The organism is Kitasatospora sp. NEAU-CNBT7, assembly GCF_057220535.1.
Genome location: NZ_JBXQQB010000002.1, coordinates 164,091 through 188,696, shown reverse-complemented (window position 1 = coordinate 188,696; position 24,606 = coordinate 164,091). Strand labels below are relative to the sequence as shown.

Genomic DNA, 24,606 nt, shown 5'->3' with positions numbered 1-24,606 from the left:
GTCCGCCCGCCGGCGGACGAGAGTCGGGGCATGGACAACTACGACACCCCGCACCCGTTCGTCGGCATGTGGGTGACCGCCAACGGCCACATCCGTCAGGAACTGCTCGCCGACGGGCGCTACGACGAGGCCCGCGGCGACCGGCCGAGTGCCTACACCGGGCGGTACACCGTCACCGGTGACCACCTCGACTACGTCGACGACACCGGCTTCACGGCCACCGGCGACGTCCGGGACGGCGTGCTGTACCACGAGCACCTCGTCCTGTACCGGGAGCACTCCCCCGGGCCGGGCCGCCCCCGGACGGCCGGGTAGCGGCCGGGCCGGGGAACATGCGCCCGGCCCGGCGGCCCGGCCGTTACGCGGCGGCCGTGGGCCGGCCCCCAGTGCCGGTACGGGGGTTCGCGGTGCCCGTACGCGGGTTCGCGGAGCCGCGGCCGGGGCGGCCGCGGCCACCGCGGTTGCGGCCGGCGGAGGCGCTGCGCCGGGGGCGTTCGACGACCGGGTTGGCGATCACGGTGGGGATGCCGGTGGGGACGCGGGCGCCGGTGATGCGCGCGAGCTCCTCGTCCGTGGGGTGGACGGTGAGCGCGTTGGGGGTGAGGTCGGCGGCGGCCATCAGGCGGCTCATCTCGCGCCGCTGGTTGGGCAGTACGAGGGTGACGACGGTGCCGGACTCGCCGGCCCGGGCGGTGCGGCCGCCGCGGTGCAGGTAGTCCTTGTGGTCGGCCGGCGGGTCGATGTTGACGACCAGGTCGAGGCCGTCGATGTGGATGCCGCGGGCGGCGACGTTGGTGGCGATCAGCGCGGTGACCTGGCCCTGGCGGAACTGCTCCAGGGTGCGGGTGCGCTGCGGCTGCGACTTGCCGCCGTGCAGCGCCGCGGCCTTGACGCCGTCGGCGAGCAGGTCCCGGACCAGGCGGTCGGCGCCGTGCTTGGTGTCGGTGAACATGATCACCCCGCCCTCGCGGGCGGCGATGTGGGCGACCACCGCGTTCTTGTCGTGGCTCTGCACGTGCAGCAGGTGGTGCTCCATGGTGCTGACCGTCGCGGCGGTCGGGTCCACCGAGTGCACCACCGGGTCGTGCAGGAAGCGGCGCACCAGCTTGTCGACGTTGCGGTCCAGGGTGGCGGAGAACAGCATGGTCTGCCCGCCCTCGGCGACCTGCTCCAGCAGTTCGGTGACCTGCGGCATGAACCCCATGTCGGCCATCTGGTCGGCCTCGTCCAGCACGGTCACGCCGACCCCGTCGAGCCGGCAGTCGCCGCGCTGGATCAGGTCCTTCAGCCGGCCGGGGGTGGCCACCACGACCTCGGCGCCGCGGTGCAGCGCCATCGCCTGACGGCCGATCGACATGCCGCCGACCACCGTCGCCAGGCGCAGCCGCACCGCGTGGGCGTACGGGGTGAGCGCCTCGGTGACCTGCTGGGCCAGTTCCCGGGTCGGCACCAGGACCAGCGCGAGCGGGCGGCGGGACTCGGCGCGCCGGCCGGCGGTGCGGGCCAGCAGGGCGAGCCCGAACGCGAGGGTCTTGCCGGAGCCGGTCCGGCCGCGGCCGAGGACGTCACGGCCGGCCAGGGTGTTGGGCAGGGTGGCGGCCTGGATCGGGAACGGCGCGCTGACGCCCTGCCGGGTCAGCGTCGCCAGCAGGGCGTTCGGCAGCTCCAGCTCGCCGAAGGACGCGACGGCGGGCAGCGCCGGGGTGATCGTGACGGGCAGCGCGAACTCCCCCTGCACGGCGGAGCGCTGACGCGCGTTCCCGCCGGACGGGCGCCGTCCGCCACCGGATCGGGACCCGGAGCCGGGCCGGCCGCCGGAGCGGGCGGCGGCACCGCGGTACGCGGGACGGTCGGGGCGGTCGGTCCGGTTGCTGCGGTCGGAGCGGTTCATGCGAAGGGCCTTCCTCGGGGCGGCACGTCACGAGGAGGTCACCGCGGCGCAGGGCAGCGCGGGATCGCACGAACGGGCCGGAGATGGAACGGGCGGGGCGTGGACGGTGGGGCCGTGCGGCACGTCGCCTGCGGTGGGCGCTCGCCGTGGGACGGCGGCGGCCTGGATCCGCGGATGGTCACGGGCGACCCCGGACTGCGGCGCGGTGCGTCTCGCGTGGGGCGGTCGCCGGTGACGGAGCCGGGCCGGTGGGGCCTCGGCGGTGGTCGGCGGAAATGCCCAGGGACCCGCACCGTGCGTCGACGCGGTGCGGGTCCCTGCTGCGTGGCAGGTGCCTGCGCAGTGAAAACTACAGCGGGCGAATGTTCTCCGCCTGCGGGCCCTTCTGGCCCTGCGTGACGTCGAACTCGACCTTCTGGCCCTCGAGCAGCTCACGGAAACCGCTGGCGTTGATGTTCGAGTAGTGGGCGAACACGTCCGGACCGCCGCCGTCCTGCTCGATGAAGCCGAAGCCCTTTTCCGAGTTGAACCACTTCACAGTGCCATTAGCCATTAAAGCTCTCCTTCGAGGGGCCGTCCGAGGTCAGCACCGTGCAGACCTCGAGTCGCCGCGATGATGACCCACCGGGAAAAACCCGGACAACAAAAATGCGCCCGCGATCACATCAGCAGGCGCACACAGACGTTCATGGGGACCACAACTGCAACTGGGCATGACTGTAGCAGGCGCCGGCCGATTCGCGGGGGAATTACCCCCGCGCGTCCTGCGGGCATTCCCGCGCACCGCCGCCCGGCCGCCCGGACCGTCGCCGACGGGCCGTCAGGAGGCCCCGGGGGAACGGGGACCGGGCCCGTTGATCACACCGCTCCGGGGCCCGGCTAGAGTGCCGGGCATGGCGGTGGGCGCGGACGTGGACGTGGCGGTGGTGGGCGCGGGGCCGGTCGGCCTCGGCGCCGCACTGCTGCTCGCCCGGGCGGGGCTCGACGTGGTGGTGCTGGAGCGCCGCCCCGGTCCGGTCACCGAGTCCCGGGCCACGGACCTGCACGCGCGGACCCTGGAGGCGCTCGCGCCGAGCGGGCTGGCCGGGTCGCTGCACCCGCTGGGCCGCCGGGTGGACACCGTGGAGATGTGGTCGCACGGGCGCCGGCTCGGCGGCTTCGACCTGGGCGGGGTGCGCTCGCCGTACCCGTACATCCTGACCGTCCCGCAGTGTGCGACCGAGGGCCTGCTCGCCGAACGGGCCGAGCAGGCGGGGGTGCGGGTGCACCGCTCGACGGCGGTCCGGTCGGTCGCAGAGGACGCCGACGGCGTCACCGTACGGGCGGACGCCCTGGACCCGCTGCGCGCCCGCTGGGTGGTGGCGGCCGACGGTGCGTCGAGCACCCTGCGGACGCTGGCCGGCACGGCGTTCCGGGGCCGGACCTACGCCGGCACCTGGCAGCTGGCCGACCTGCGGGTCGAGGACTCCTCGCTGGACCTGACCCGGGTGCACATGGTGGGCGGGCCGCGCGGCCTGCTGGTGGTGCTGCCGATGCACCTGGACGGCTGGGCCCGGGTCGTGCTGCACCTGCCGTCCGGCCGCACGCCGGACGGCGCCCCCGCGCCCGCACCCTCCGCCGACGGCACGTCCGCGAGCGCCGACCCGGCCGCCATCGCCGCCGAGGCGGCGGCCCGCGGGTGGACGGCGAGCGTCCGCGACTGCCGCTGGGCCAGTACCTTCCGCACCCACCGCCGGTTCGCCGCCGGGCACGGAAGCCGGCGGGTGCTGCTGATCGGCGACGCCGCCCATGTCTGCAGCCCGGTCGGCGGGCAGGGGCTCAACCTCGGCCTGCGCGACGCCGTCTCGCTCGCCGCGGCGCTGCCGGACGCCACCGCCCGCGGCGGTGCGGCGGCGGACGCGCTCACGGCCTGGCGCCGCTCCCGCCGCGCCGACGCCCTGGGGGTGCTGGCCCGCACCGACCTCGCCACCCGCGCCTGGACGCTGCGCTCCGCGCCCGCCCGCGCCGTCCGGGACGCCGCCCTGCGCGGCGTCCTCACCACCCGGGCCGGGCGCCGTCTGCTCGCCGAGTCCGTCGCCGGACCCCACCCCGGCCGGTCCTGAGCCCGGGGCCCGGGCCGGGTCCAGGCCCCAGCGGTCCGCCGCCTGCGCCGGACCGGGTTCCCGGCCCGGCGGCCGCGTTCAGTAGAGTTCGGGGGTGGCCATTACACGGGAGCAGATCCTCGCCGAGCTCGGCGTCCAGTCGTCCATCGTGCCCGCCGCCGAGATCCGGCGCCGGGTCGACTTCCTCAAGGACTACCTGAGGTCGACCCCGGCCACGGGCTACGTCCTCGGGATCAGCGGCGGCCAGGACAGCACCCTGGCCGGCCGGCTGTGCCAGCTCGCCGCCGAGGAGCTGCGCGCCGAGGGCCACGAGGCGACCTTCGTCGCGGTCCGGCTGCCGTACGGCGTGCAGGCCGACGAGCACGACGCGCAGATCGCGCTGGGCTTCATCCGGCCCGACCGTTCGATCGCGGTCAACGTCAAGCCGAGCGCGGACGCCGTCGCCGCCGAGGCGGCGCTCGGCCTGGAGGAGCTGCTGGGCGACGAGCCCAAGCTGCGGGACTTCGTCCGCGGCAACATCAAGGCCCGCGAGCGGATGGTGATCCAGTACGCCATCGCCGGACAGCTGGGCATGCTCGTGGTCGGCACCGACCACGCGGCGGAGGCGGTCACCGGCTTCTTCACCAAGTACGGCGACGGCGGTGTCGACCTCACCCCGCTGACCGGCCTGACCAAGCGTCAGGGCGCGGCGCTGCTGGCCGAGCTGGGCGCGCCGTCCAGCGTCTGGGAGAAGGTCCCGACCGCGGACCTGGAGGACGACCGGCCCGCGCTGCCCGACGAGGTGGCGCTCGGCCTCACCTACGCCGAGCTCGACGACTACCTGGAGGGCGCCGAGGTCACCCCGGCCGTCGCGGCGAAGGTGGAGTCGATCTTCTTCGCGACCCGGCACAAGCGGACCGTGCCCGCCACCCCGCTCGACGACTGGTGGCGTTGATCCGGCGGGACCCGTCCAACGTCCTGCGGATCCCGGGCCGGTGGCCCGGGCCGTAGGGCGCGCCGTCCGGGCCGTTGGCTACTGTGCGGGCATGCCCGAAACCCACCTGCGGTCCGACGCCGGCGCGCCCGGTGTCGCCGGCGTGCCTGACGTACCCGGCGTGCCCGGTCTGCGCTACCGGGCCGACTGGCTCACCCCCGGGAGCGCCCGCGCACTGCTCGCCGAGGTCGACGCCGAGGCGTGGTCGACGCAGCTCAGACGCCGGGTGCAGCACTACGGCCACCGGTACGACTACGGGCGGCGCAGCGTGTCCGCCACCCGGTCGGCCGAGGTGCCGCCGGTGCCGGGCTGGGCCCGGGAGGTGGCCGGGCGGCTGCTCGGCGAGGGGCTGATGGACCGCGAGGCGGAGCAGGTGATCGCCAACGAGTACCTGCCCGGGCAGGGCATCAGCGCCCATGTGGACTGCCTGCCGTGTTTCGGGCCGGTGATCGCCGCGGTCTCGCTGGGCTCGGGCTGTTCGATGGACTTCACGGAGCCGGAGACCGGCACCAAGCTCGCACTGCCACTCGCGCCGGGCAGCCTGCTGGTCATGACCGGCCCGGCCCGGTCCGCCTGGCGCCACGCCATCGCCGCCCGCCGGAGCGACCCCGGCCCTATGGGGCGCGTCCCCCGGGCCCGCCGGGTGTCGGTGACCTTCCGCACCCTGCTCCAGCCCGCCGCATGAACCGCTTCAGCTACCCCGAGGTCGGCGCGACGGCTTCGAGCGGCCCGCTCCCGGCCGGCTACCACCACCTGCGCCACCGCGCCCGGCTCGGCGAAGGCCGGGAGGTCTTCACGGCGGCGGGTGAGGCGGTCCTGACCTGGCGGATGCACCACGCCATCGGGGTGGGGGTGTCGGCGTCCGCCCGGCGGGCCGCACCGGGGGTGCTGGTGACGGTGGTGCTCGGCCGCGGCAGGTTGGCGATCACTGCCCCGTGCGCGGTGGTCAGGGCCGTGGAGGAGCCGGACCGGATCGGCTTCGCCTACGGCACGCTGCCCGGCCACCCCGAGCGCGGCGAGGAGTCCTTCGAGGTGGAGCTGGACCCGGACGGACAGGTCTGGTTCACCGTCACCGCCTTCAGCCGCCCGGCCCGTTGGTACACCCGGGCCGTGTCGCCGCTGGTGCCGGTCTTCCAGAGGCTCTACGCCCGCCGCTGCGCCCGTGTCCTGCGCCGCCTGCCCGCGCGCGGGCGGCCCGGCCCCGGAGTCGGTCCGGAAACCGGGACGCGCTGACGCCCGCGACCAGGCGCCCGGGTCAGCGGGTGGCGGCCGCCAGCGCCTCGCGGACCGCGGCGGCGACGGCCGAGTGGCCCGGGTCCTCCGACAACGGGGACCCCGGGTCCTTCAGGTACGGCAGGCCGTAGGCAGGGGTGCCGGGCTGGAAGCGCCACCCCTCGGCGAGCGGTCCGGCGTCGACGGTGTCGTAGCCGAGGGCGTCGAGCAGGGCCGCGGCCCCGGCCTTGGCCCCGGGGTCGTCGCCGGCGATCGGCAGGGCGGTGCGGTCGGGCGCACCGGCCGGGCGGGCCAGGGCGGCGAGGTGGCCGAAGTAGATGTTGTTGAAGGCCTTCACCACGTGGGCGTCCGCGAGGTGTTCCTGGAGCAGGCCGCTGCTGGTGGTGTCGCCCGAGTCCAGCCGGTCGAAGTGTCCGTCGCGCTCGGGGTAGTAGTTGTTGGTGTCCAGCACGGTGCGTCCGGCGAGCGGTGCCGCGGGGACCTGGAGGTAGTTCTTCAGCGGGACCGTCACCACCACCCAGTCGCCCGCCGCTGCCGCCTCGGCGGGCGTCGCCGCGCGGGCGTGCGGGCCGAGTTCCGCGACCAGCCCGGCGAGGGTCTGCGGGCCGCGCGAGTTGCTGAGCACCACGTCCAGCCCGGCGTCCACCGCGAGGCGGGCGAGGGTGCTGCCGATGTTTCCGCTGCCGATGAGTCCGAGGGTAGCCATACCGGTCACAGTGCTCCGGCACCGGCGGGGTATTCCCGTCCCGGGTTCCGTGCCCACCGTTCGGGTCAGGCGAGCCCCCCGGACGGCCGTACCGGTGTCGCGGGCCGGCTCTCCCGGTTGGCCCGGTCGACGGCGGTGACGGTGTACCAGGAGCCTTCCGTGGTGGGGACGGTGAAGCGGCGGGTGCTGCCCGGCAGCAGCGCGGTGAGCCGGTCCGGGTCGGTCCGCCGCCCCGGACCGGGGTGGGTGTCGTAGCGGTAGACCGCGTGCTGGAACGGCTCCGGGCCGGGGCCGCCGGGGTGGATGACCAGCTGCGGGCGGCCCCGGCCGTCGAGGCCGGGGGCGACGAGCGGCGGCCGGGGCGGTGGCTGGGCGGCGAGCCGGGGCAGCAGTGGTCCGAGCGCCGGGCGGGGCCAGTGGTCGGCGGCCAGCCGGCTGACCCCGCCGAGCCGGTCGGCCCACACGCTGGTGGCGTTCCACAGCAGGTTGCCGCCGATCTGCGGGAGACCGGCGTTCAGGGTGAGGTGGCGGGAGAGTTCGGCGGGGTCCTGCCAGGCGCCGGGGCGGCCGGGTTCGCCGACCCGGGAGACGGCCTGGCCGATCCACAGCTGGGTGCCGGAGCCGGCCGTCCGGGTGGCCCACCAGGGTGCGAGCTCGGCGTAGTCCGAGCCCTCGGTGCCGATCGTCCAGTACAGCTGCGGGGCGAGGTAATCGACCAGCCCGTCCCTGGCCCAGCCGAGCGAGTCCGCGGACAGGTCGTCGTACGACTGGGTGCCGTGGGTGCGCGAGCCGGCCGGGTCGGTGGCGGCGTTGCGCCAGATGCCGAACGGGCTGACGCCGAAGGCCGCTTCGGGCCGGGCCTCGCGGACCTGGTCGCGCATCTCGCGGATCAGCAGGTCGACGTTGTGGCGTCGCCAGGCCGCGCGGTCGGTGAAGCCGCCGGCGTGGGCGGCGAACGCCTCGTCGTCGGGGAACGCCGCGCCGGGCGCCGGGTAGGGGTAGAAGTAGTCGTCGAAGTGGACGCCGTCCAGGTCGTAGCGGCGCACGGCGTCCATCATCGCCGCCACCACGAACCGCCGGGCCTCGGGCACCCCGGGGTTGTAGTACAGGCCGCCCCGGTAGGACGCGATCCACTCGGGATGGCGCCCGGCCGGGTGGCCGGGCGCCAGCCGGGCCGGGTCGGGCTGCGTGGCGACCCGGTACGGGTTGAACCAGGCGTGGAAGGCGAGGGCGCGGCGGTGGGCGGCGTCGACCATGAAGCCGAGCGGGTCCCAGCCCGGGTCCCGGCCCTGGGTGCCCGTCAGCCACTGCGACCAGGGCTCGGCTGCGCCCGGCCAGAACGCGTCCGCGGTCGGGCGGACCTGGACGAACACCGCGTTCAGGCCGAGCGCGACCGCGCGGTCGAGGTGGGCGGTGAACTCCGCCCGTGCCTGCTCGGCCGGCAGACCGGGGGCGGAGGGCCAGTCGATGTTGCCCACGGTGGCGATCCACACCCCGCGCATCTCCCGCCCACCGGGCGCGGCCGGCCGGGGCCGGCCCGCACCCGCCGGTCCGGCCTCGGGACGCACCGCCAGCAGGGCCGCCGCCCCGAGTCTGCCGGCGCCCGCCAGGAAATCGCGCCGTCCGGTCCGGGGCACGGCCCCACTCCACTCACCGAGCACAGCCAGCAGCGTAGAACCGGCCGGCCAGCGGCACGGCGAGGGCGCGCGCGGGAACTTGGGGGCGCGGGAAGTCGGGGCGCGGGACGTCGGAAGAGCGACGGGAGCAGGATGCGAACCCGCGTCCATCCGGGATCGGAGCCGGGCGCTCCACCGCAGGGCTTCCTCGTCGCCGCCTCGAACCTCACCGAGCGGCACCTGGGGCGCAGCAGCCCCTCGCCGCGCCGGCCGCCGCTCCGGCTTTCCGGCGCTTCCCGGAGGTGTGCGCCGTTGGGTCGAACGGCGGCGAGCGTCCGGGCGGCGGCCCGCGCCGTGGGTGACGATGGCGCTGTCCGCGCCTCGCCACCGTCTGGAGTCCGTCATGCCCGTACGGGTCCGCTCGTCCCGCGTCCGCCTGCTGTGCGCCGCGCTGGCGCTGGCCGGGGTGGGTGCGGTCGCGGCCTGCGAGTCCGACGGTGGCGGATCCACGGCCGCGTCCGGGTCCGGCGGCTCCGGCGTCTGCGCGGGCTCGGGCCAGCTGCTGGGGGCCGGCTCCACGGCCCAGGCCAACGCGATCGACCTGTGGAAGACCGCGTTCTCCGCCCTCTGTCCGGCGGTCACCGTCACGTACGGTGCCAGTGGGTCGGGGGCGGGGGTGCAGCAGTTCGTCCAGGGCAAGGTCGCCTTCGCGGGCTCCGACGCGGCGCTGGGCCCGGCCGATGTGGCGGCGACCCGCCAGGTCTGCCCCGGCGGTCAGGGCATCGACCTGCCCCTGGTCGCCGGACTGATCTCGATCGTCCACCACATCGACGGCGTCGACCGCCTGGTCCTCGACGGGCCGACCCTCGCCAGGATCTTCGACTCCCGGATCACCAGCTGGGACGACCCCGCCATCGTGGCCCTCAATCCCGGGGTCACCCTGCCCTCGGCCGGCATCCAGGCGATCCACCGCGCAGACGACTCCGGCACCACCGACAACCTGACCCGGTACCTGGCCGCGGCCTCCAACGGCGCGTGGCCCTATCCGCCGGCGAAGTCCTGGGCGGGCCAGGGCGGCCAGTCCGCCACCGGGAGCGCCGGGGTGGCGGCCCAAGTCAAGCAGACCCAGAACTCGATCGGCTACGTCGAACTCTCCTTCGCCGAGAACAACGGCCTGCGGAGCGCGGCCATCAGGACCGGTGCGCCGAAGCCGGTCGAGGCGACCGCCGCCAACGCCGCCAACACCATCGCCGCCGCGAAGCTCTCCGGGCCGGGCGAGGACCTCACGCTGGCGTTCGACTACACCACCGACCAGGAGAACGCGTACCCGCTCGTCCTGGTCACCTACGAGATCGTCTGCGACAAGGGCAACAAGCCGGCGGTCCTGCCGGCCCTCAGGTCCTTCCTGTCCTACGCCGCCGGGGACAAGGCCCAGCAGGCGATCGGCGCCCAGGGGTACGTACCGCTGCCGGTGCCGATCGCGGCGCAGGTCCGCGCCACCATCGACGGGCTCGGCTGATCCGGGGGTCACCGGCGGGGTGGTGACGGACCGGCGCGGCCGGCGCGCGGCGCGCCCTCGGGCGTGCCCTGGGAGCGGCGGCTGCGTTGAGGGAAGCATGGACAGAAACGATTCTGCAGACCGTCCCCTCGGACCCGCCGACGCCGAACCCATCTACCGGAACCTGGTCCGGCTGTGGGTCGCCCAGCGGCGTACCGTCCCCGGCTCCCCGGTCCCCCGGCCGCGGCAGTCCCGCGGCGGCGGGCGCCCCGCACCGTCCGACGGGCCGAGACCCCGGACCGGCGACCCGGTCGCCTTCGTCACCGGTCCCGCCGCACTGCTGCGCAGACCCGCGGAGCGCGGCGACGACGGGTGACCGGCCGGCGCGCGGCCGGCTCTCCGGGTTCACCCCTCCCCCCGCCCGGCGCCCACCAATTCCTTGCGGAGCCTCACCCTGGCGCGGTATCCGAGCGTCTTGACCGCCCCCACCCGCCGGCCGGTCAACCGGGAGATCTCCTCGGAGGTCAGCCCGTCCCAGTAGCGCATTCGCAGCATCTCCCGCTGGGCGGCGGTCAATTTTGTCATGGCAATAGCCAGCCGGGCCGCATCGGCGGCGCCGTCGAATGCCGCGATGACCGCGCTCTCCACGCGCACTCCCGCATCCGTCTCGGGCATCTCCAAAACCAGCACCTCGGCAATGGACGACCTCCGCCGTACATGATCCTTCAGCAGATTCTTCGCAATGGTGACGAGCCATGCGGAGAAGTCCGTGCCGGTCCACCGGTATCCCCGGATCGAGCGCATCGCGCGTACGAAGGTCTCCTGCGTCAGGTCCTCGGCGAGCGCTTCGTTCCCCTGCGTCCGGCGCAGGAGATAGGCCATCAGGGGGCCCCGGTGGCGGCGGTACAACTCGCTCCAGGCGGCCGGGTCGCCGGCCTGCGCGAGATCGATGAGCATCGACATGCGGTCGACGTTGCTGCGTGTCAGGGCTTCCTCCCCGGTCCGCTCGGACCCCTCTGCGGGGTAGGCGCCGACGCTAACACCCTTGCACGCATGCAAGCAAGGAAATCGATAATCCCGAGCCAACCCCCGGTAATCACGGGGAATCCGGTACAAGCTTGCATGCGCGCAAGGTGAATGGCCGGTCTGCGGCGGCGCGGTAGTCTGCCCGCATGCCACCCACCATTGACGAAGATCCCGGACGCGCCACGGCCCGCCGTTTCGGTGCGGCGGTCCACGAGGCCGCCGAACGCGCGGGATACGATCTGCGCCCCGGCGCGGGCGGCCGGGCCGCGCTGGCCAAGGACGTCGGAATGAGCGCGTCAGCCGTGGGCCGGATGCTGCGGGGGGACACGCTCCCCCGTCCGTCGCAGTTCGAGCAGATCGCCTACGCGGTACATGTCGAACTGCGGGACCTCTTGGTCCGTGGCGGCGTTATTTCCCCAGATTCCGCCAACAGCCTGCCGTTGAGAGTACGCTCACAGGCCATCAGCCCAGAGGAAGCGGCCGATGCCTGGGGCATTACCGACCCCGTGATCCGGAAATTCCTGCTCGCCACCATCTCGCAGGCGATCACCATGCAGCACGGGCAACGGGAGGAGAATGCGGGCTGACGTCGTGCCGGAATGAGGTGAAGGTCAGCGTGGCCAGATTCGCACCAACCGTCGTCAGAGTCTCGATGTCCGTTCTCGGCCTGGCGCTCGCCGTCGTGGCGGGCCGGGAGACGCCCTGGATCCCCCCGCTGACCGGCTTCCTGTTCGCGGTCCTGACCGCCACCGAGCTCGCCCTCGCCAAGGTCCGCCACTGGGTCCACCGGGCCGACGACCAGCTCCACACCCAGCTGGCCTTCGTGCTGTCCGAGCAGTCGAAGGCCGCCGCGGAGCACGACGCCCTCGCGATGGACCTCGCCGCCCTCGGACGCCAGATCCAAGAGCAGCAGCGGCAGCGCAACGGGGTGGACTCCCTGCTGGGGCTGCTCCTGACGGCCAGGGCCGACCTCACGGAGGCCCGCCGCACCGCCGCGGCCACCACCGCCGACTACGCCGACCTCTCCTCCGACTGGAACGGCCTGGTCCAGGACGTGATGCGGCAGGGCACCCCGCTCCCGGTGCCCCCGGCCCGCCCCGCCCCGGACGCCACCCGCCCGCCCGCGCACGACTGACCGCGCCCGGTGGGCGCGGTGCGACGGTCGGCGGACCACGGGGCCGGCGCCCGCCGGCCGGCCCCTGACGGCCCGTCCGTCGGCTCAGGGGGAGCAGGGCCCGAGGTCGCCGATCACCCCGACGCGGAAGCCGAGCCACGGGTAGGTGTGGCTGAAGAAGGCGTTGTCCTGCGGCTGGAGACCCACCGCGGAGGGCCACATCTGGTACGCCGGGGCGTTGGACACCCCGCCGTGCTCCCGGCGCCAGACCCGCGCGGAGTCCCCGCCGGCCGGGGGCGGGGTGATGGTGTCGGTCCACTCGACCGCGTTGCCGCCCTGGTCGAGGGTGCCCCAGGGCGAGGTGGTCCTGGCCTGGCCGACGGTGCTGAGGCTGCCCTGGTAGAGGGTCCGGTACGCGATGGGGTCGAGCCCGAACGGGTTGACGGTCGCGCAGGGGACGGGCTGCACCTGGCCCGGGCACCAGCTCGGCGCGGGCAGGTTGCTCGCGTGGTACGAGGCCAGCGGCTGGGTGGCCGCGTTGGTGACGTCGCCGGTGGCGGGGTCGAGGACGGTGGGCGCGGGTGCGGTGGCGTCGCCGTCCCCGAAGACGCCGGGGTTGGTGGGGTACTTCCAGTAGGAGTAGGTGCCGCCGCCGCTCGGGTCGTAGTAGGCCGCCTTGATCCACTCGTCCTGGCTCGGGACGACGAAGCCGGAGTCCTGCGCGCGGGTGGCGTCCGGGCGGGCGAGGTCGTACATGCCGCGCTCGGTCTGCGGCGAGAGCTCGACCTGGTAGCTGACGTAGTCGTGGCCGTCCCGGACGCCGGACTGCTCGGAGACCAGCCGGCCGTTGTGGAGCGAGTTCACGAAGCGGGCCGCCTTGAGGAAGTCGGCGAAGCCGTACGGCTTGTCCGCCCACTCGGGGAACGCCACGCTGTAGTGGTGGCCGTCGGCCGCCGCGGCGGAGAACTCGATCGGGCCGTACTTGGGCCACGCCGAGGAGCTCTCGCTCCGGTCGTACAGGCCGTGCGGGTCCCGTCCCCGGCGGTCCGCCGTGTTCAGGAACGCCACCCACTGTCCGACGGTGACCTCGAACTGCCCGATCTCGTACGGGTCTCGGACGCCGCCGACCATCAGGCACCCGGACGAGTCCGGCGGCGCGTCGGCGCAGGTCCGGTAGATCGCGTCGGTGAACGGGACGACGGCGACCGCCGGGTTCCCCGGGGCGCCGACCTTCACGGTCGTCACGGTCACCACCTCGCCCCGTACTCCCCCGGCCCCACCGGGCTCCGAGGCCGCGGCGCCCGCGGACGGGGCGAGCAGCACCGAGACCCCGCAGGCGGCCAGGGCGGCCCTGCCGAGTCGGGTGCGGCTGACGGCTACCTGCATGGTCGTTCCCTTTCGGCCACGGCGGACCTCCGCCGGATCGGGCGCCGGGCGCTGCGGTGCGGAGGGACTCGGCGGCCGGTCCCGGCCGCGAGCGGTCCCACGCTAGGACAGGACCACGCTCCGCGGTCGAAGCACCGCGGAGGGTGGGGAAATGTTCGCCCGTGTGACGGCCCTCCCGTTCCGCCGCCCGTTCCGCCGCCCGTTCCCCCCGGCCGCGTCCGCGGGTGCGGGCCGTTCACTCGTTCGTGTCGCCGGGGTGTCGTCCGCGGTGGCGGGCGACAGGCGTGGACCACCATGTGTGCTGTCCCGCTGGAGGCGAACGCGGGCCCGCCGTCGACGGGAGAGCGCCGTGCCCCGCAGCCACCCCCGGACCCCGCGCCCGCCCGAGCGCGGTCGCCGATGCCCCGGGCGCGGTGGCCCGTGAGGCTCGCGATCGACCGGGAGTCGCCCGATCTGCCCGCCGTCGAACAGGCGGTCTGCACCGAGCTGGCCGCCGTCGGTGCCGGGCCCGAGGTCTGCAACCAGGTGCTGGTGGCGATCCTGGAGGCGGTCGCCAACGCCCTGCGGCACGGCCGCACCCCCGACGGCGCCGGACGTCCCGTCCTGCTGGACCTCGAGGTCGCGGCCGGCCGGATCACGGCGACGGTCACCGACGACGGCCCGGGCTTCGACCCGGCCGCCTGTCCTGATCCCCGCGCGCCCGAGCGGCTGCTGCTCCCGGGCGGCCGGGGGCTGCTGCTGATGCGCCACTACATGGACAGCGTCGACCATGCCTTCCCGCCCGGCGGGGGCACCGTCGTGACGCTGCGGCGTACCGTCCCCGCGGCCGGCCCGGAGGCGGTGGATCCCGGCCACCGGGAGGAGCGCGGGTGAGGCCCGGGGCCGGGCGGGCACGGTCGCGACGGAGACGGCGAGGTGGCGTTCCGTCAGGGATGCCGTCCGCGGGGGCGGTACCGGCCGGTGCCACCGCTCAGCTCCGTACCAGCCGCTCAGCTCCGTACCAGCCGTTCGGCGTGCCCGGCCTCGTCCGGGCGGATCGTGCCGGGCCGGGAGCCGGCGGGCCGCCAGCGGGTGGTGACGCCGTCCGGGCCCACCAGTGCTCCACCGCGCAGTGCCGCCTCGATCCGCTCGCGGACCTCCGCCTCGGCGGCCGGTTCGGCCGCGAAGAGCACCCGCAGCCGCAGCCGGGCGTCCGAGGACGGCTCGACGGCGGTGTGGTGGGGGGCCAGCGGGCACGGCGGCTCGTGGTCCCAGTGCCCGCACAGCGCGACGGTGACGGCGGCCCCGAGGGCGCGGACGTCGCCTCCCGCCGCCAGTACCACCACCGCCTCGTGGACGTAGGCCCTGCGCATCCGCCCAGTATCCACCCGTGCGCCGTCGGTGCGGCCTGCCAGGATGGCGGCATGTCGAACGAGCCCCGGACCTGGTCCGGCGATCTGCACCCGGACCTGCTGGCGGCGAAGGCCCGGGTCTTCGACCCGGCCGGGCTGGGGTGTTCCCCGCCGGTGGCGGAGGCGGAGAGCGCGCCGTACGCGGCGTACGGGTTCCGGCTGGACGGGCGCCCGGTGCGGTTCCGGGCGGCGCGGACCACTCCGGCCAAGGCGGGCCAGTTCGTCACAGTGTGGAAGCGGCCCGATCCGCGCGGCCCGATCCGGCCCTTCGACACCGCCGACGACCTCGACCTGGTGGTGATCAGTTCGCGGGACGGCGGGCATCTCGGGCAGTTCGTCCTACCGTGCGCGGCGCTGGGCGAGCGGGGCGTCCTGTCCCGGGACGGGGTGGGCGGGAAGCGGGCGTTCCGGGTCTATCCGCCGTGGGTCACCACCACGAACCGCCAGGCCCGCGCGGCCCAGGCCTGGCAGCTGGAGTTCTTCCTGCCGGTGCCCGACGGCGGCCCCGTCGACCTGGTCCGGGCGCGGGCGCTGTACCGCGCGCGGGGCTGACCCGCGCCGGGCGCGGCGGGCCCGCGCTCAGCGCCGGGTGCGGATGCCGTCGAGGGCGATGCCGAGCACCCGGTCGCGCTGTCCGTCGTCGGGGAAGGCGACCGTGCCGACGCCGGAGACCAGGCGCAGCAGGTCGTCGATGTCCATGTCCCGGCGTACCTCGCCGGCCTCCTGGGCGCGGGTCAGCAGGGGCGTACCGGCGTCGTACATGGACTGGCGGCAGGCCAGGAAGACGTCGGTCTCCTCGCCCGCGAGGGCTTCGCGGATGGCGCGCTTGGTGAGGGCGTAGGAGACGAAGCGGCGCAGCCAGGCAGCCAGTGCCTCCCACGGCGGCTCGCCGGCGAGTTCGGCGGCGACCACGCCGAGGTCGTTGACCTCGTTGGCGTAGACGGTTTCGAAGAGGTGCCGGCGGGTGGGGAAGTTGCGGTACAGGGTGCCGATGCCGACGCCGGCGCGGCGGGCGATGTCCTCCAGGGAGGCGTCGGCGCCGTGTTCGGCGAAGGCGTCGCGGGCGGCGGCGAGCAGCGCGTCGTAGTTGCGCGCGGCGTCGGCGCGGCGCGGGCGCTGGGCGGCGAGGAACTCGTGGACGACGACCTGTTCCGTCACGCGGACCTCATCTCGGACACCCGGGTTGAACCGGAGGGGTACCTCCGCTAATCTGGAGGCATGCCTCGACTTTACCACTGAGGCCCCGACCTCGCCCTGCCGCCGTCCGGCCGGGCCCCTCTCTGTACACCGCCGGGCCGGCACCGGCCCGCGGACCGCCCGCCCGCTGCTGCCCGCGGCCGGTCCGCCCCCGCACGTCCGGGCCCGGCCCACTCCCGCCCGCCCATCGGCCGGCCACTGCCGTCCCATGTCCCGAGAAGGTTCGATGAACCGCCACTCCAACCGCCTCACCTTCGGGGTGCTGGCGACCGGTGCGGGTGTCTATGCGCTGCTCCAGTCGCTGATCACGCCCGCCCTGCCGACCGTCCAGCATGCGATGCACACCTCGCAGTCCACCGTCACCTGGGTGATGACGGCCTATCTGCTCTCCGCCTCGATCTTCACCCCGATCCTGGGGCGCGTCGGCGACCTGGTCGGCAAGAAGCGCACGATGGTCGCCTCACTGGTCGCCCTGCTGGTCGGCTGTCTCGTCGCCGCGCTCGCGCCCAACATCACGGTGCTGATCGTCGCCCGGGTCGTCCAGGGCATCGCGGGGGCGCTGTTCCCGCTCTCGTTCGGCATCATCCGCGACGAGTTCCCCGCCGCCCGGGTGTCCACCAGCATCAGCAACCTGTCCGCCGTGATCGCGGTGGGCAGCGGCCTCGGCATGGTGCTGGCCGGGCCGATCGTCGGCGCCCTGGACTACCGCTGGCTGTTCTGGTTCCCGGTGATCGTGGTCGCCGCCACCGCGGTGATCGCCCACCGCTACATCCCCGAGTCGCCGACCCGGACCTCCGGCAGCGTCAACTGGCTCGCGTCGGTGCTGCTGTCCGGCTGGCTGGTGGCCCTGCTGCTGCCCATCAGCCAGGCCTCCAAGTGGGGCTGGGGCTCCCCCACCGTGCTGGTGCTGCTGGCGGCGGCCGTGGTCCTGTTCGCCGCCTGGGTGCTGGCCGAGGCCAGGTCCCGCAACCCGCTGATCGACCTGCGCATCATGCGGCTGCCGGCCGTCTGGACGACCAACGCCGCCGGACTGCTCTTCGGCGGGGGCATGTACGCGGTCTGGGCGTTCCTCCCCGGCTTCGCCCAGACCCCCTCCTCGGCGGGCTACGGCTTCGGTGCGAGCGTCACCGGCGCGGGGCTGCTGATGCTGCCGATGCTGGTCGCCATGTTCGTCTCCGGGGTGCTCAGCGGCCGGCTGGCCGGGCGGTTCCCGGCCAAGGCCCAGCTCACCACGGGCGCCGTGCTCGGCGCCGCCGCCTGCGCGATCCTCGCGGGCTGGCACGGACAGCAGTGGCAGGTGGCGCTGGCCGCCGGCGTCTTCGGCCTCGGCATCGGCCTGGCCTTCGCCTCGATGAGCAACCTCATCGTCCACAGCGTGCCCGCGGCCCAGACCGGCGCGGCCACCGGCATGAACGCCAACATCCGCACCATCGGCGGCTCGATCGGCGCGGCCCTGATGACCGGCCTGGTCACCGGCCACCTCCAGCCCTCCGGCCGCCCGTACGAGTCGGGCTACACCCACGGCTTCGCCCTGCTCGCGGCGTTCTGCCTGGCGGCGGCGCTCGCCGCCCTGCTGGTCCCGGCCCGCCGGCCCGCGCCGGCGACGGCGACGGCCGGGGAGGCCGCGGCGGCCCGGCCGCAGGCCGTACGGAGCTGAACACCCGTGGGCCGCTCCCGGCGCGACGCCGGGACCGGCCCGCGGCGCGTTCACCCCGCGGCCGAGCGCACCGCGGTGACCGTCACCGTCGAGTACCGCACGGTGAAGCTGCCGCCCAGGGCGTCGACGGCCGCGCCGACCTCGTCCAGCACCTGCGCCAGCCGGTCCGGCGGGAGGCGGGTGAACGCGCCCTGCGTGGGCATCTGGTCGAGCCAGGCCTCCCGGGTGTACCGCCACTCCCAGTCCGTGCGCCACTGCTCCGGATCGTCGAAGCCGCCCGCCGTCCGGATCCCCTCGACGGCCCGGCCGACCAGGCCCTGGTAGCCCTCCACCGCCGACGCGCGGAAGTCGAACGGCGCGTCGGGCACGGCCCGCCGGCAGGCTCCGGCGACGGCCTCGGCCAGGTCGGGCGGGAGCTGGAAGGCGTTCCAGAAGGCCGCCAGCCGGCCGCCGGGCCGCAGGATCCGGGCGGCCTTGGCCGCCCCCGCGACCGGGTCGACCCAGTGCCACGCCTGGGCCGCGACGACCGCGTCGAACTCGCGCCCGGCCGCCTCCCAGTCCTCGAACGCCGCCACCTCGACCCGCAGGCCGAGCCGCCGCGCCACGGCGGCCATCCGCTCGTCAGGTTCCACGCCGAGCACCCGGCAGCCGGCCGCCCGGAACTGCCTGGCGGCGATTCCGGTACCGCAGCCGACGTCGACGACCTCGGGGCGGGCGGCTCCCGGGCCGGTGGCGGCGATCCGCGCCACCAGGGCATCGGGGTAGCGGGGCCTGGCCCGGTCGTAGCGTTCGGCGTCGCCGCCGAACGACCGGGCGGCCAGAGTGTGTCGGTGCGGTTCGTTCCCGGGGTCCGGCGTGGTCGCCGGCGGTAAGGTGGGCATGTGCCCATTCATAGTGGGCACATGCCCACTCGTCAACGGGGCGGGCCCGACCCAGAGATGCCGGAGCACACGATGCCTACCGGGGTGGCCATCCGCGACGCCCGCGACCAGCTCTTCGACGCAGCCGAGCGCGTCCTGCTCCGGGACGGCCCGAGCGCGCTGACCAGCCGCGCGGTCACCACCGAGGCCGGCTGCGCCAAGGGTGTCCTGCACCGGCACTTCGCCGACTTCGACGCTTTCCTGGCGGAGCTGGTCGTGGACCGAACCGCCCGGTTCCGCGCCCTGGCCGCCGACCTCGACCGGGCGGCGGGGACCGGCACCGTCGCCGGCAACCTCTCCGGAGCGCTGACGGACCTGTTCGGGCCGGTCGCCGTCGCGATCATCAGCCTGGTCACCTCCCGGGACGGCCTGCGCGGGCGCCTGCGCGCGACCAGTCCGACCGGCGTCCCGCTGCTGACCGACGCCGCGGCGGTGATCGAGGGCTACCTCGCCGCGGAGCGCGGCCTGGGCCGTATCGCGGCCGCCGCCGACCCCGGCACCCTCGCCCCGGCCCTGGTCGGCGCCGGCCACCTGCTGTTCGCCGACCGGACCGGCGCCCCGCCGGACCCGTCGGCCGTCCACCGGTCGGTGGCCGCCGTCCTCGCCGGGGCGCTGCCGTAGCGGCGCCCGGCTGCACCTGCGGGGGCGGCTGCCAGGTCCCGGCGGGTCCGCGAGGGTGATCCGGACGCCTGCCCGGTCGGGCGCCCGACGCCGCGGCCTCATCCGGCGCGACTCTGCACATGCGCCCTACGGCCGCGGGCTCAGGCCCCGGCGGCGCCGAACGGGCGGCCGGGGCCGAAGGCGAGCGCGGCGAACCGCTCGCCGATGCGGCGGTGGGTGGCGGCGTCCGGGTGGAGCGCGTCGGGCAGCGGCAGCTCGGCGTGGTCCGCCTCGCCGTAGAGCTCCCGGCCGTCCAGGTGGTGCAGGTGGGGGTCGTCGGCCGCGCGGGCTGCAGTGAGCCGGGCCAGCTCCTCCCGGATCACGGTGAGCGTCAGCTTGCCGGCCGCCCGCTCCGCCGGGTCGCCGACGGCCCGGAACCGCAGCTTCCCGTCGCTGAAGTCCGGCGCGCACGGGCCGGGGGTGTCCTCGTGGATCGGGCACAGGATCGGGGAGACCACCAGCAGCGGGGTGTCCGGGTGGCCGTCGCGGATGGTGTCGAGGAAGCCGTGGACGGCCGGGACGAAGGCGCGCAGCCGCATCAGGTCGGTGTTGACCAGGTTGATGCCGATCTTGACGCTGATCAGGTCCGCGGGCGTGTCCCGGATCGCCCGTGCGGTGAACGGGTCGAGCAGGGCGCTGCCGCCCAGCCCCAGATTGACGGGTTCCACGCCGCCGCCGGCGGCGGCCAGCGCCGGCCAGGTGGTGGTGGGGCTGTCGGCGTCCGAGCCGTGGCTGATCGAGCTGCCGTGGTGCAGCCACACCCGGCGGCCCAGGTCCGGCGCGGGGTCGACGGGGGCGTCGGTGCGCAGCGCGACCAGCTCGGTGACCTCCCGGTGCGGGAGCCAGATCTCCACCCGCTTGTCGTCCGCGGGCAGCCCGGCGAACCGGACGGTGGCGACCGGCCCGGGCCGGACCACCGTCGCGCCGGTGGCCAGGTCGACGGTCATGACCTTGCCGCCGGCCGCGGTGGCCCGGCCGGCCCGGCGGCCGTCGACCACCAGGTCGTACACGCCGTCGGGCCGGGGCGGGACGCCCGGGTAGGCCAGTTTGGTGGGCAGCACGTCCAGTTCGACGACGGTCGCCCGGGTGGCGAGGACCAGCCGGACCCCCGAGGGCTGGGCCGCGGCCATCGCCAGCTGCGCGTCGGCGCACTGGGCGCGGGCCCGGGCGGGCAGCCGGTGCGGCAGCAGGCCGTGCTCGGTGCGCTCCAGGTCGAGGGCGCCGCGCAGCAGGGCCGCGGTGATGGGCGTCTCGGTGAGGGCGCCCGGCTGCGGGGCGGTCCGGGGTGCCGCAGGGGCCGCGGCGGCGCCGTCGTCGGGTCGGGTGTCCATCCCCGCACCCTGCCGACCCGGCCGGGGGTTCCGCAACCGCTTTCCGGCCTCAGGCCGCGGCGCGCGGGCCGAAGTCGACGTCCGCGGTGGCGACCGTGCCGCCCGTGCGGCCGGGGGCGGTGTGGTGCTGCCAGTACAGGTTGGTGTGGGCGATGACCTGCTCGGGCGCCGGTGCGCCGTACGCCGACAGGTCCTCGGTGGTGTGGGCGTCGCCGACCAGGGTCGCGTCGTAGCCGCGGGTGATCGCGCCGTGCAGGGTCGAGCGGATGCAGGCGTCGGTCTGGGCACCCGCGACGTAGAGGTGGCCGATGCCGCGGGCGGCGAGCACCGCCTCCAGGTCGGTGTCCTCGAAGGAGTCGCCGTAGGCCTTCTGCACCAGCGCCTCGGGCTCCTGCCGGACCAGCTCGGCCACGTACTGCCAGCTCTCGGTGCCGGCGCGGAGCTCGTCGTCGTTGTGCTGGACCCAGACCACGTCGACCCCGGCGGTGCGGGCCCGCTCGACCAGGGCCGCGATGTTGGCGATCACGGTGTCGCGGCGGTGGGCGTGGGCCACCACGCCGTTCTGCACGTCGATGACGAGCACGGCGGCGTTGGGTCGGTCGGCCAGCGTGGTCATGGTTCCCCCGGAGTGTGTGGACCGCTGTCCCGACGATGCTATGTCCCGGGCCCCCGCAGCGGGCCGGGATCGGCCCACGGACGGCCGTCGGCGCAGCGCGGTGTCACCATGGAGCCCGGGGGCCGGTGACGGGAGGCGTTGATGGGCCGCGACTACCAGTTCCACCGCGAGCACGCCGGCTGTTCGGTGACGGCGGTGGTGCACCTGGGCACCGTACGGGAGCTGGAGCTGCTGGTGAACGGGAAGCCGGTGGCGTTCGAGCGGCTCCACGGCCACCACGCCGGGGCCCGGACGCTCACCACGGTGCTGCCGACCGATCCGCCCGTCGGCATCGACGTCCGGCTGGAGCTGCCCGGGGTCATGCGCGGGGACCCGGTCTGCGTCCTGATCGACGGTGACCGGCAGTCGCCGATGCCGTTGCGGCCGGTGCCCCGTACCGCGCGGCCGACCGAGGCCTCCTGGTACAGCTGATCCCCCGGCCCGCGGACGCCGCGCCGCCCCGGCCCCGGTGTGCCACCGTGGGAGGAAGGGGGTGCCAGGACCGTCCGCTGCGAGAGGAGCTGCGATGTCGTCGAAGCGGCGCCGCAAGAAGAAGGCACGCGCGAGGCGCAAGGCCAACCACGGCCGTCGGCCCCAGTGCTGACCGCCCCCACCCGCCCGACCACCCGGACCCGCCGTCGCAGCGCCGCTGCCCCGGCGGGTCCGCGCTGTGCGGTATGCCCCGCCGGGGCGTCGCGGGTCAGCCGATCCTGACGCCGATCAGGCAGGTGTCGTCGTCGGTGTCGGCGCTGCTGTAGCGGAGCAGGTGGTCCAGGCGGTGGTCGAGTTCGGCGGGGTCGTCGGACGGCGGCGGGGCCTGGGCGGTGGCCAGCAGGCTCTGCAGGGAGGACTGCAGGGACCGGTCGCGCCGTTCGATCAGGCCGTCGGTGTACATCATCAGGGTGTCGCCCGGCTGGAGCTGGAGTTCGCCCTCCTCGTAGTCGGCCTGGTCGATCGCGCCGAGCAGGATGCCGCCGACGTCGGGCAGGGTGCCGGCCTGTCCGTCGCGGAGCAGGACCGGTGGCAGGTGGCCGGCCCGGGCCCAGCGCAGCCGGCGGGTGGCGGGGTCGTAGACGCCGCAGACGGCGGTGGCGGTGACGTTGTCGGTCAGGTGGTGGGTGACGCTGTTGAGCCAGGCCAGCAGCTGGGCGGGTCCGGCGCCGGTGGCGGCGAGGCCGCGCAGGGCGTTGCGGAGCGCGACCATGCCGGTGGCGGCGTCGATCCCGTGGCCGGCCACGTCGCCGACGCAGAGCAGGATCTGGCCGCTGGGCAGGGCCAGTGCGTCGTACCAGTCGCCGCCGACCAGGTGGTCCTTCTCGGCCGGGCGGTAGCGGACGGCGACCCGCAGGTCGTGCAGGGTCAGCGGGCCGCGGCTGGGCGGCATGATGGCGTGCTGGAGCTGGAGGGCGAGCCGGCTGCGCTCGGCGGCCTGGGCCTCGGTGTGGGCGAGTTGGTCGCGGGTGGCGGCGAGCGCAACCTCGGTCCAGTGCTGGGCGGAGATGTCCTGATAGGCGCCGCGCACGCCGGCCAGGCGGGACTGCTCGTCGAGGACGGGTTCGGCGACCACCCGGATGTAGCGGGCGACACCGTCGGCGCGCTGGAGCCGGAACGCGGTGGAGGCGGCGCGCCGGTGGTGCAGCACGGTGCGCAGGAAGCGCCCGATGGCGTGGGCGTCGTCGGGGTGCGCGTGCTCGGGCAGTTGGTGCAGTGCGATCGGGCGGGCGGTGGGCGGCAGGCCGTGCAGCTCGAACAGCGGTTCGTTCCAGGCGATCTGGCCGGTGGTCAGGTTCTCCTCGAAGCCCCCGATCCGGCCCAGGCGCTGGGCGTGCTGGAGCAGCCGGGCGACCCGCGGGGTGCCGTCGTCGAGGCGCCAGACGACGGCCAGGTGCCGGCCGTGGCGGCTGATGCTGACCCGCGCCTCGGTGGTCAGCGGGACGCCGTCGACCAGGGCCACCAGCCGCATGCTCTCGGCGCGGAACGGCTCGCCGGTCGCGAAGACGTGCTCGACCTTCTCGAAGAGTCCGCCGGGTTCGGCGGCCAGCGGGTAGGCGTCCAGCAGCCGGGTGCCGACCACCGCGCCGGGCCGGCGGCCGGCGAAGTCGACGAAGCCGGGGTTGACGTGCCGGATCAGGAAGCGCAGGGGCAGGTCGGGCGTGCCGGTCAGGGGTTCCAGGACGAGGCAGGGGTCGTGGAGGCCGTCGGCGAGTTGGAGCAGTTCGGTGAGCTGCTGGTCGGCGCCCTCGCCGGCGGGATGTCCGGGCCCGGTGGCGGGCTGTGGTTCGAGGGCGGTGGCACACAGTTCGGCCAGCGCCTCGATCTGGCGGCGTTCGGGCCGGCTGTGCGGCGGCAGTTCGCCGCTCCAGCAGATCTCCAGGGCCCCGATGATCCGGCCGGCCGAGCCGACGGGGAGGGCGACGCGTCCGCCGGAGAGCTGGTGGTGGCCGATGGACGGCAGGCCGGCGTCGGCCAGTGACGGGTAGTCGGCGGTGTGCCGGCGGTCGAGCGCCTGGCGCGCGGGGGTCGGCACGCCGGGCGGTACGTAGCGCCAGCGGGCCGGCTCGCCCGCGTCGAAGCCGGCGCTGCCGGCCAGCGAGAGCGACTGGTCGGGGTGGGCGGCCCAGATCGCGACCGCCTCCGCGCCGAGCGGCCGCAGGGCGTGCTCCAGCATCGAGGCGGCGACCGCCTCGGCGTCGGCCCCGGCGAGGGCGCCGGCCTCGGCGGCGCGCAGCCGCAGCCCGACCGAGGGGGCGTCCGGGGCGGTGGCCTTGGTGACGAACTCGCGGGCGGCGGCGGCGATCCGGTCGGCGGACCGCCGGTTGACCAGGTCGGCCGCCAGTTCCAGCACGGAGAGCCCGGCCTGTTCGGCGAGGGTGTCGAGCTGTCCGGCCGCCTGGGTCGGGCTGCAGCTGAGCCGTTCGATCAGGATGCCCATGGCCATCTCGACCAGGGCGCGGCCTTCGGTCCCGGCCTGGGCCCGTTCCAGTTCGTCGCGCAGCCGTTCCACGGTGCTGGCGAGCCGGCCGACCGCCCGGGGGTCCCAGGGGGTCAGGCCGTCGGCGGGCGGATCGGCCTCCGGGTCCCGGGCGAGGACGGCGACGCCGTGCGCCGGGTCGGGGACGGCGGCGGTGACCGTGGCGGGGGTGACCGTGGCGGGGGTGGGCTCGCCGGGGCTGTCCGCGTCGGGGCGGGGGCCGGCGGGTCCGGGGCCGGGTCCGCGCTGGTGGGGGTCGTGCACGACGGGTTGCTCCTC

Annotated in this window: 26 protein-coding genes and 1 pseudogene; 15 read left to right on the top strand and 12 right to left on the bottom strand. The window is 75.3% G+C overall.

All coding sequences use genetic code 11. The features are described from left to right. Positions 1 to 30: 30 nt before the first annotated feature. Positions 31 to 315, top strand: a complete 285-nt coding sequence (locus AC2TEW_RS03705) for an Atu4866 domain-containing protein (protein WP_484621810.1) — start codon at positions 31 to 33, stop codon at positions 313 to 315. Between the two features lie 43 nt (positions 316 to 358). Here the strand turns inward: AC2TEW_RS03705 and AC2TEW_RS03700 are convergent, their stop codons facing one another. Beyond that, a complete protein-coding gene (locus tag AC2TEW_RS03700) occupies positions 359 to 1,891 on the bottom strand; it encodes a DEAD/DEAH box helicase (RefSeq protein ID WP_484621809.1) in 1,533 nt (510 codons plus the stop codon). A gap of 349 nt (positions 1,892 to 2,240) precedes the next feature. Beyond that, complete coding sequence (locus tag AC2TEW_RS03695; RefSeq protein WP_033823215.1) at positions 2,241 to 2,444, bottom strand: cold-shock protein; 204 nt, start codon at positions 2,442 to 2,444, stop codon at positions 2,241 to 2,243. Positions 2,445 to 2,784: 340 nt separating this feature from the next. Between AC2TEW_RS03695 and AC2TEW_RS03690 the strand changes: the two genes are divergently transcribed. From AC2TEW_RS03690 to AC2TEW_RS03675, 4 genes are all read left to right on the top strand, one after another. Then, complete coding sequence (locus AC2TEW_RS03690; RefSeq protein WP_484621808.1) at positions 2,785 to 3,993, top strand: FAD-dependent oxidoreductase; 1,209 nt, start codon at positions 2,785 to 2,787, stop codon at positions 3,991 to 3,993. Positions 3,994 to 4,087: 94 nt separating this feature from the next. Beyond that, a complete protein-coding gene (gene nadE, locus AC2TEW_RS03685; protein ID WP_484621807.1) occupies positions 4,088 to 4,927 on the top strand; it encodes an NAD(+) synthase in 840 nt (279 codons plus the stop codon). A 91-nt stretch (positions 4,928 to 5,018) separates the two neighbouring features. Continuing rightward, positions 5,019 to 5,651, top strand: a complete 633-nt coding sequence (locus AC2TEW_RS03680) for an alpha-ketoglutarate-dependent dioxygenase AlkB (RefSeq protein WP_484621806.1) — start codon at positions 5,019 to 5,021, stop codon at positions 5,649 to 5,651. Further along, positions 5,648 to 6,199, top strand: a complete 552-nt coding sequence (locus AC2TEW_RS03675) for a DUF1990 domain-containing protein (RefSeq protein ID WP_484621805.1) — start codon at positions 5,648 to 5,650, stop codon at positions 6,197 to 6,199. The genes AC2TEW_RS03680 and AC2TEW_RS03675 overlap by 4 nt, the downstream gene beginning before the upstream one ends. 22 nt (positions 6,200 to 6,221) lie before the next feature. Here AC2TEW_RS03675 and AC2TEW_RS03670 read toward each other — a convergent pair whose 3' ends face one another. Both AC2TEW_RS03670 and AC2TEW_RS03665 read right to left on the bottom strand, forming a co-directional pair. Continuing rightward, complete coding sequence (locus tag AC2TEW_RS03670) at positions 6,222 to 6,905, bottom strand: NADPH-dependent F420 reductase (RefSeq protein ID WP_484621804.1); 684 nt, start codon at positions 6,903 to 6,905, stop codon at positions 6,222 to 6,224. 410 nt (positions 6,906 to 7,315) lie between these two features. Continuing rightward, positions 7,316 to 8,542 (bottom strand): annotated as a pseudogene (locus tag AC2TEW_RS03665) (glycoside hydrolase family 10-like protein); the annotation flags it as partial. A gap of 382 nt (positions 8,543 to 8,924) precedes the next feature. On the opposite strand from AC2TEW_RS03665, the gene pstS reads away from it, so the two are divergent. Both pstS and AC2TEW_RS03655 read left to right on the top strand, forming a co-directional pair. Beyond that, positions 8,925 to 10,040, top strand: a complete 1,116-nt coding sequence (pstS, locus tag AC2TEW_RS03660) for a phosphate ABC transporter substrate-binding protein PstS (protein ID WP_484621803.1) — start codon at positions 8,925 to 8,927, stop codon at positions 10,038 to 10,040. A gap of 97 nt (positions 10,041 to 10,137) precedes the next feature. After that, entirely contained in the window at positions 10,138 to 10,395 is a 258-nt protein-coding gene (locus AC2TEW_RS03655) for a hypothetical protein (RefSeq protein WP_484621802.1), read from the top strand. A 29-nt stretch (positions 10,396 to 10,424) separates the two neighbouring features. Here AC2TEW_RS03655 and AC2TEW_RS03650 read toward each other — a convergent pair whose 3' ends face one another. Then, positions 10,425 to 10,982 carry an RNA polymerase sigma factor gene (locus AC2TEW_RS03650; RefSeq protein WP_484621801.1) on the bottom strand — a complete coding sequence of 186 codons (558 nt, stop codon included), beginning with the start codon at positions 10,980 to 10,982 and terminating at the stop codon, positions 10,425 to 10,427. A gap of 209 nt (positions 10,983 to 11,191) precedes the next feature. Here AC2TEW_RS03650 and AC2TEW_RS03645 point away from each other — a divergent pair, with 209 nt between their 5' ends. After that, complete coding sequence (locus AC2TEW_RS03645) at positions 11,192 to 11,632, top strand: helix-turn-helix domain-containing protein (RefSeq protein WP_484621800.1); 441 nt, start codon at positions 11,192 to 11,194, stop codon at positions 11,630 to 11,632. 29 nt (positions 11,633 to 11,661) lie between these two features. Further along, positions 11,662 to 12,180, top strand: coding sequence for a hypothetical protein (locus AC2TEW_RS03640; RefSeq protein ID WP_484621799.1), 519 nt, complete (start codon positions 11,662 to 11,664; stop codon positions 12,178 to 12,180). A gap of 84 nt (positions 12,181 to 12,264) precedes the next feature. Here the strand turns inward: AC2TEW_RS03640 and AC2TEW_RS03635 are convergent, their stop codons facing one another. Then, complete coding sequence (locus AC2TEW_RS03635) at positions 12,265 to 13,545, bottom strand: SUMF1/EgtB/PvdO family nonheme iron enzyme (RefSeq protein ID WP_484621798.1); 1,281 nt, start codon at positions 13,543 to 13,545, stop codon at positions 12,265 to 12,267. 420 nt (positions 13,546 to 13,965) lie between these two features. Between AC2TEW_RS03635 and AC2TEW_RS03630 the strand changes: the two genes are divergently transcribed. Next, positions 13,966 to 14,418, top strand: coding sequence for an ATP-binding protein (locus tag AC2TEW_RS03630; protein ID WP_484621797.1), 453 nt, complete (start codon positions 13,966 to 13,968; stop codon positions 14,416 to 14,418). A gap of 116 nt (positions 14,419 to 14,534) precedes the next feature. On the opposite strand, the gene AC2TEW_RS03625 is transcribed toward AC2TEW_RS03630, so the two are convergent. Beyond that, complete coding sequence (locus tag AC2TEW_RS03625) at positions 14,535 to 14,897, bottom strand: hypothetical protein (protein ID WP_484621796.1); 363 nt, start codon at positions 14,895 to 14,897, stop codon at positions 14,535 to 14,537. Positions 14,898 to 14,948: 51 nt separating this feature from the next. Here AC2TEW_RS03625 and AC2TEW_RS03620 point away from each other — a divergent pair, with 51 nt between their 5' ends. After that, the gene (locus AC2TEW_RS03620; RefSeq protein WP_484621795.1) at positions 14,949 to 15,488 is read left to right on the top strand and encodes a MepB family protein; all 540 of its coding nucleotides are present in this window, start codon (positions 14,949 to 14,951) and stop codon (positions 15,486 to 15,488) included. Positions 15,489 to 15,515: 27 nt separating this feature from the next. Here the strand turns inward: AC2TEW_RS03620 and AC2TEW_RS03615 are convergent, their stop codons facing one another. Then, a complete protein-coding gene (locus AC2TEW_RS03615; RefSeq protein WP_484621794.1) occupies positions 15,516 to 16,094 on the bottom strand; it encodes a TetR/AcrR family transcriptional regulator in 579 nt (192 codons plus the stop codon). A gap of 265 nt (positions 16,095 to 16,359) precedes the next feature. Between AC2TEW_RS03615 and AC2TEW_RS03610 the strand changes: the two genes are divergently transcribed. Then, positions 16,360 to 17,790: an MFS transporter gene (locus AC2TEW_RS03610; RefSeq protein ID WP_484621793.1), complete on the top strand. Its 1,431-nt coding sequence runs from the start codon at positions 16,360 to 16,362 to the stop codon at positions 17,788 to 17,790. A gap of 50 nt (positions 17,791 to 17,840) precedes the next feature. Here AC2TEW_RS03610 and AC2TEW_RS03605 read toward each other — a convergent pair whose 3' ends face one another. Further along, positions 17,841 to 18,671: a class I SAM-dependent methyltransferase gene (locus tag AC2TEW_RS03605; protein ID WP_484621792.1), complete on the bottom strand. Its 831-nt coding sequence runs from the start codon at positions 18,669 to 18,671 to the stop codon at positions 17,841 to 17,843. A gap of 72 nt (positions 18,672 to 18,743) precedes the next feature. On the opposite strand from AC2TEW_RS03605, the gene AC2TEW_RS03600 reads away from it, so the two are divergent. Continuing rightward, on the top strand, positions 18,744 to 19,331 hold the full coding sequence (locus AC2TEW_RS03600) for a TetR/AcrR family transcriptional regulator (RefSeq protein WP_484621791.1): 588 nt from the start codon (positions 18,744 to 18,746) through the stop codon (positions 19,329 to 19,331). Positions 19,332 to 19,471: 140 nt separating this feature from the next. On the opposite strand, the gene AC2TEW_RS03595 is transcribed toward AC2TEW_RS03600, so the two are convergent. Together AC2TEW_RS03595 and AC2TEW_RS03590 are read right to left on the bottom strand one after the other, a co-directional pair. After that, positions 19,472 to 20,701 (bottom strand): GDSL-type esterase/lipase family protein, encoded by a 1,230-nt coding sequence (locus AC2TEW_RS03595; protein ID WP_484621790.1) that lies wholly within the window; start codon positions 20,699 to 20,701, stop codon positions 19,472 to 19,474. A 49-nt stretch (positions 20,702 to 20,750) separates the two neighbouring features. Next, positions 20,751 to 21,317 (bottom strand): isochorismatase family protein, encoded by a 567-nt coding sequence (locus AC2TEW_RS03590; RefSeq protein ID WP_484621789.1) that lies wholly within the window; start codon positions 21,315 to 21,317, stop codon positions 20,751 to 20,753. Between the two features lie 141 nt (positions 21,318 to 21,458). Between AC2TEW_RS03590 and AC2TEW_RS03585 the strand changes: the two genes are divergently transcribed. Then, on the top strand, positions 21,459 to 21,788 hold the full coding sequence (locus tag AC2TEW_RS03585; protein WP_484621788.1) for a hypothetical protein: 330 nt from the start codon (positions 21,459 to 21,461) through the stop codon (positions 21,786 to 21,788). A 94-nt stretch (positions 21,789 to 21,882) separates the two neighbouring features. Next, positions 21,883 to 21,960 carry a 50S ribosomal protein bL37 gene (locus AC2TEW_RS03580; protein WP_484622052.1) on the top strand — a complete coding sequence of 26 codons (78 nt, stop codon included), beginning with the start codon at positions 21,883 to 21,885 and terminating at the stop codon, positions 21,958 to 21,960. A gap of 96 nt (positions 21,961 to 22,056) precedes the next feature. Here AC2TEW_RS03580 and AC2TEW_RS03575 read toward each other — a convergent pair whose 3' ends face one another. Continuing rightward, complete coding sequence (locus AC2TEW_RS03575) at positions 22,057 to 24,591, bottom strand: SpoIIE family protein phosphatase (protein ID WP_484621787.1); 2,535 nt, start codon at positions 24,589 to 24,591, stop codon at positions 22,057 to 22,059. Positions 24,592 to 24,606: the final 15 nt, after the last annotated feature.

Coding starts and splice junctions, on each gene's coding strand:
- AC2TEW_RS03655 (WP_484621802.1), top strand. CDS start 10,138: ATGGACAGAAACGATTCTGCAGACCGTCCCCTCGGACCCGCCGACGCC.
- AC2TEW_RS03645 (WP_484621800.1), top strand. CDS start 11,192: ATGCCACCCACCATTGACGAAGATCCCGGACGCGCCACGGCCCGCCGT.
- AC2TEW_RS03580 (WP_484622052.1), top strand. CDS start 21,883: ATGTCGTCGAAGCGGCGCCGCAAGAAGAAGGCACGCGCGAGGCGCAAG.
- AC2TEW_RS03635 (WP_484621798.1), bottom strand. CDS start 13,545: ATGCAGGTAGCCGTCAGCCGCACCCGACTCGGCAGGGCCGCCCTGGCC.
- AC2TEW_RS03670 (WP_484621804.1), bottom strand. CDS start 6,905: ATGGCTACCCTCGGACTCATCGGCAGCGGAAACATCGGCAGCACCCTC.
- AC2TEW_RS03700 (WP_484621809.1), bottom strand. CDS start 1,891: ATGAACCGCTCCGACCGCAGCAACCGGACCGACCGCCCCGACCGTCCC.
- pstS (WP_484621803.1), top strand. CDS start 8,925: ATGCCCGTACGGGTCCGCTCGTCCCGCGTCCGCCTGCTGTGCGCCGCG.
- AC2TEW_RS03695 (WP_033823215.1), bottom strand. CDS start 2,444: ATGGCTAATGGCACTGTGAAGTGGTTCAACTCGGAAAAGGGCTTCGGC.
- AC2TEW_RS03650 (WP_484621801.1), bottom strand. CDS start 10,982: ATGTCGATGCTCATCGATCTCGCGCAGGCCGGCGACCCGGCCGCCTGG.
- AC2TEW_RS03595 (WP_484621790.1), bottom strand. CDS start 20,701: ATGGACACCCGACCCGACGACGGCGCCGCCGCGGCCCCTGCGGCACCC.
- AC2TEW_RS03600 (WP_484621791.1), top strand. CDS start 18,744: ATGCCTACCGGGGTGGCCATCCGCGACGCCCGCGACCAGCTCTTCGAC.
- AC2TEW_RS03620 (WP_484621795.1), top strand. CDS start 14,949: ATGTCGAACGAGCCCCGGACCTGGTCCGGCGATCTGCACCCGGACCTG.
- AC2TEW_RS03625 (WP_484621796.1), bottom strand. CDS start 14,897: ATGCGCAGGGCCTACGTCCACGAGGCGGTGGTGGTACTGGCGGCGGGA.
- AC2TEW_RS03690 (WP_484621808.1), top strand. CDS start 2,785: ATGGCGGTGGGCGCGGACGTGGACGTGGCGGTGGTGGGCGCGGGGCCG.
- AC2TEW_RS03675 (WP_484621805.1), top strand. CDS start 5,648: ATGAACCGCTTCAGCTACCCCGAGGTCGGCGCGACGGCTTCGAGCGGC.
- AC2TEW_RS03610 (WP_484621793.1), top strand. CDS start 16,360: ATGAACCGCCACTCCAACCGCCTCACCTTCGGGGTGCTGGCGACCGGT.
- AC2TEW_RS03605 (WP_484621792.1), bottom strand. CDS start 18,671: ATGCCCACCTTACCGCCGGCGACCACGCCGGACCCCGGGAACGAACCG.
- AC2TEW_RS03585 (WP_484621788.1), top strand. CDS start 21,459: ATGGGCCGCGACTACCAGTTCCACCGCGAGCACGCCGGCTGTTCGGTG.
- AC2TEW_RS03705 (WP_484621810.1), top strand. CDS start 31: ATGGACAACTACGACACCCCGCACCCGTTCGTCGGCATGTGGGTGACC.
- AC2TEW_RS03680 (WP_484621806.1), top strand. CDS start 5,019: ATGCCCGAAACCCACCTGCGGTCCGACGCCGGCGCGCCCGGTGTCGCC.
- AC2TEW_RS03590 (WP_484621789.1), bottom strand. CDS start 21,317: ATGACCACGCTGGCCGACCGACCCAACGCCGCCGTGCTCGTCATCGAC.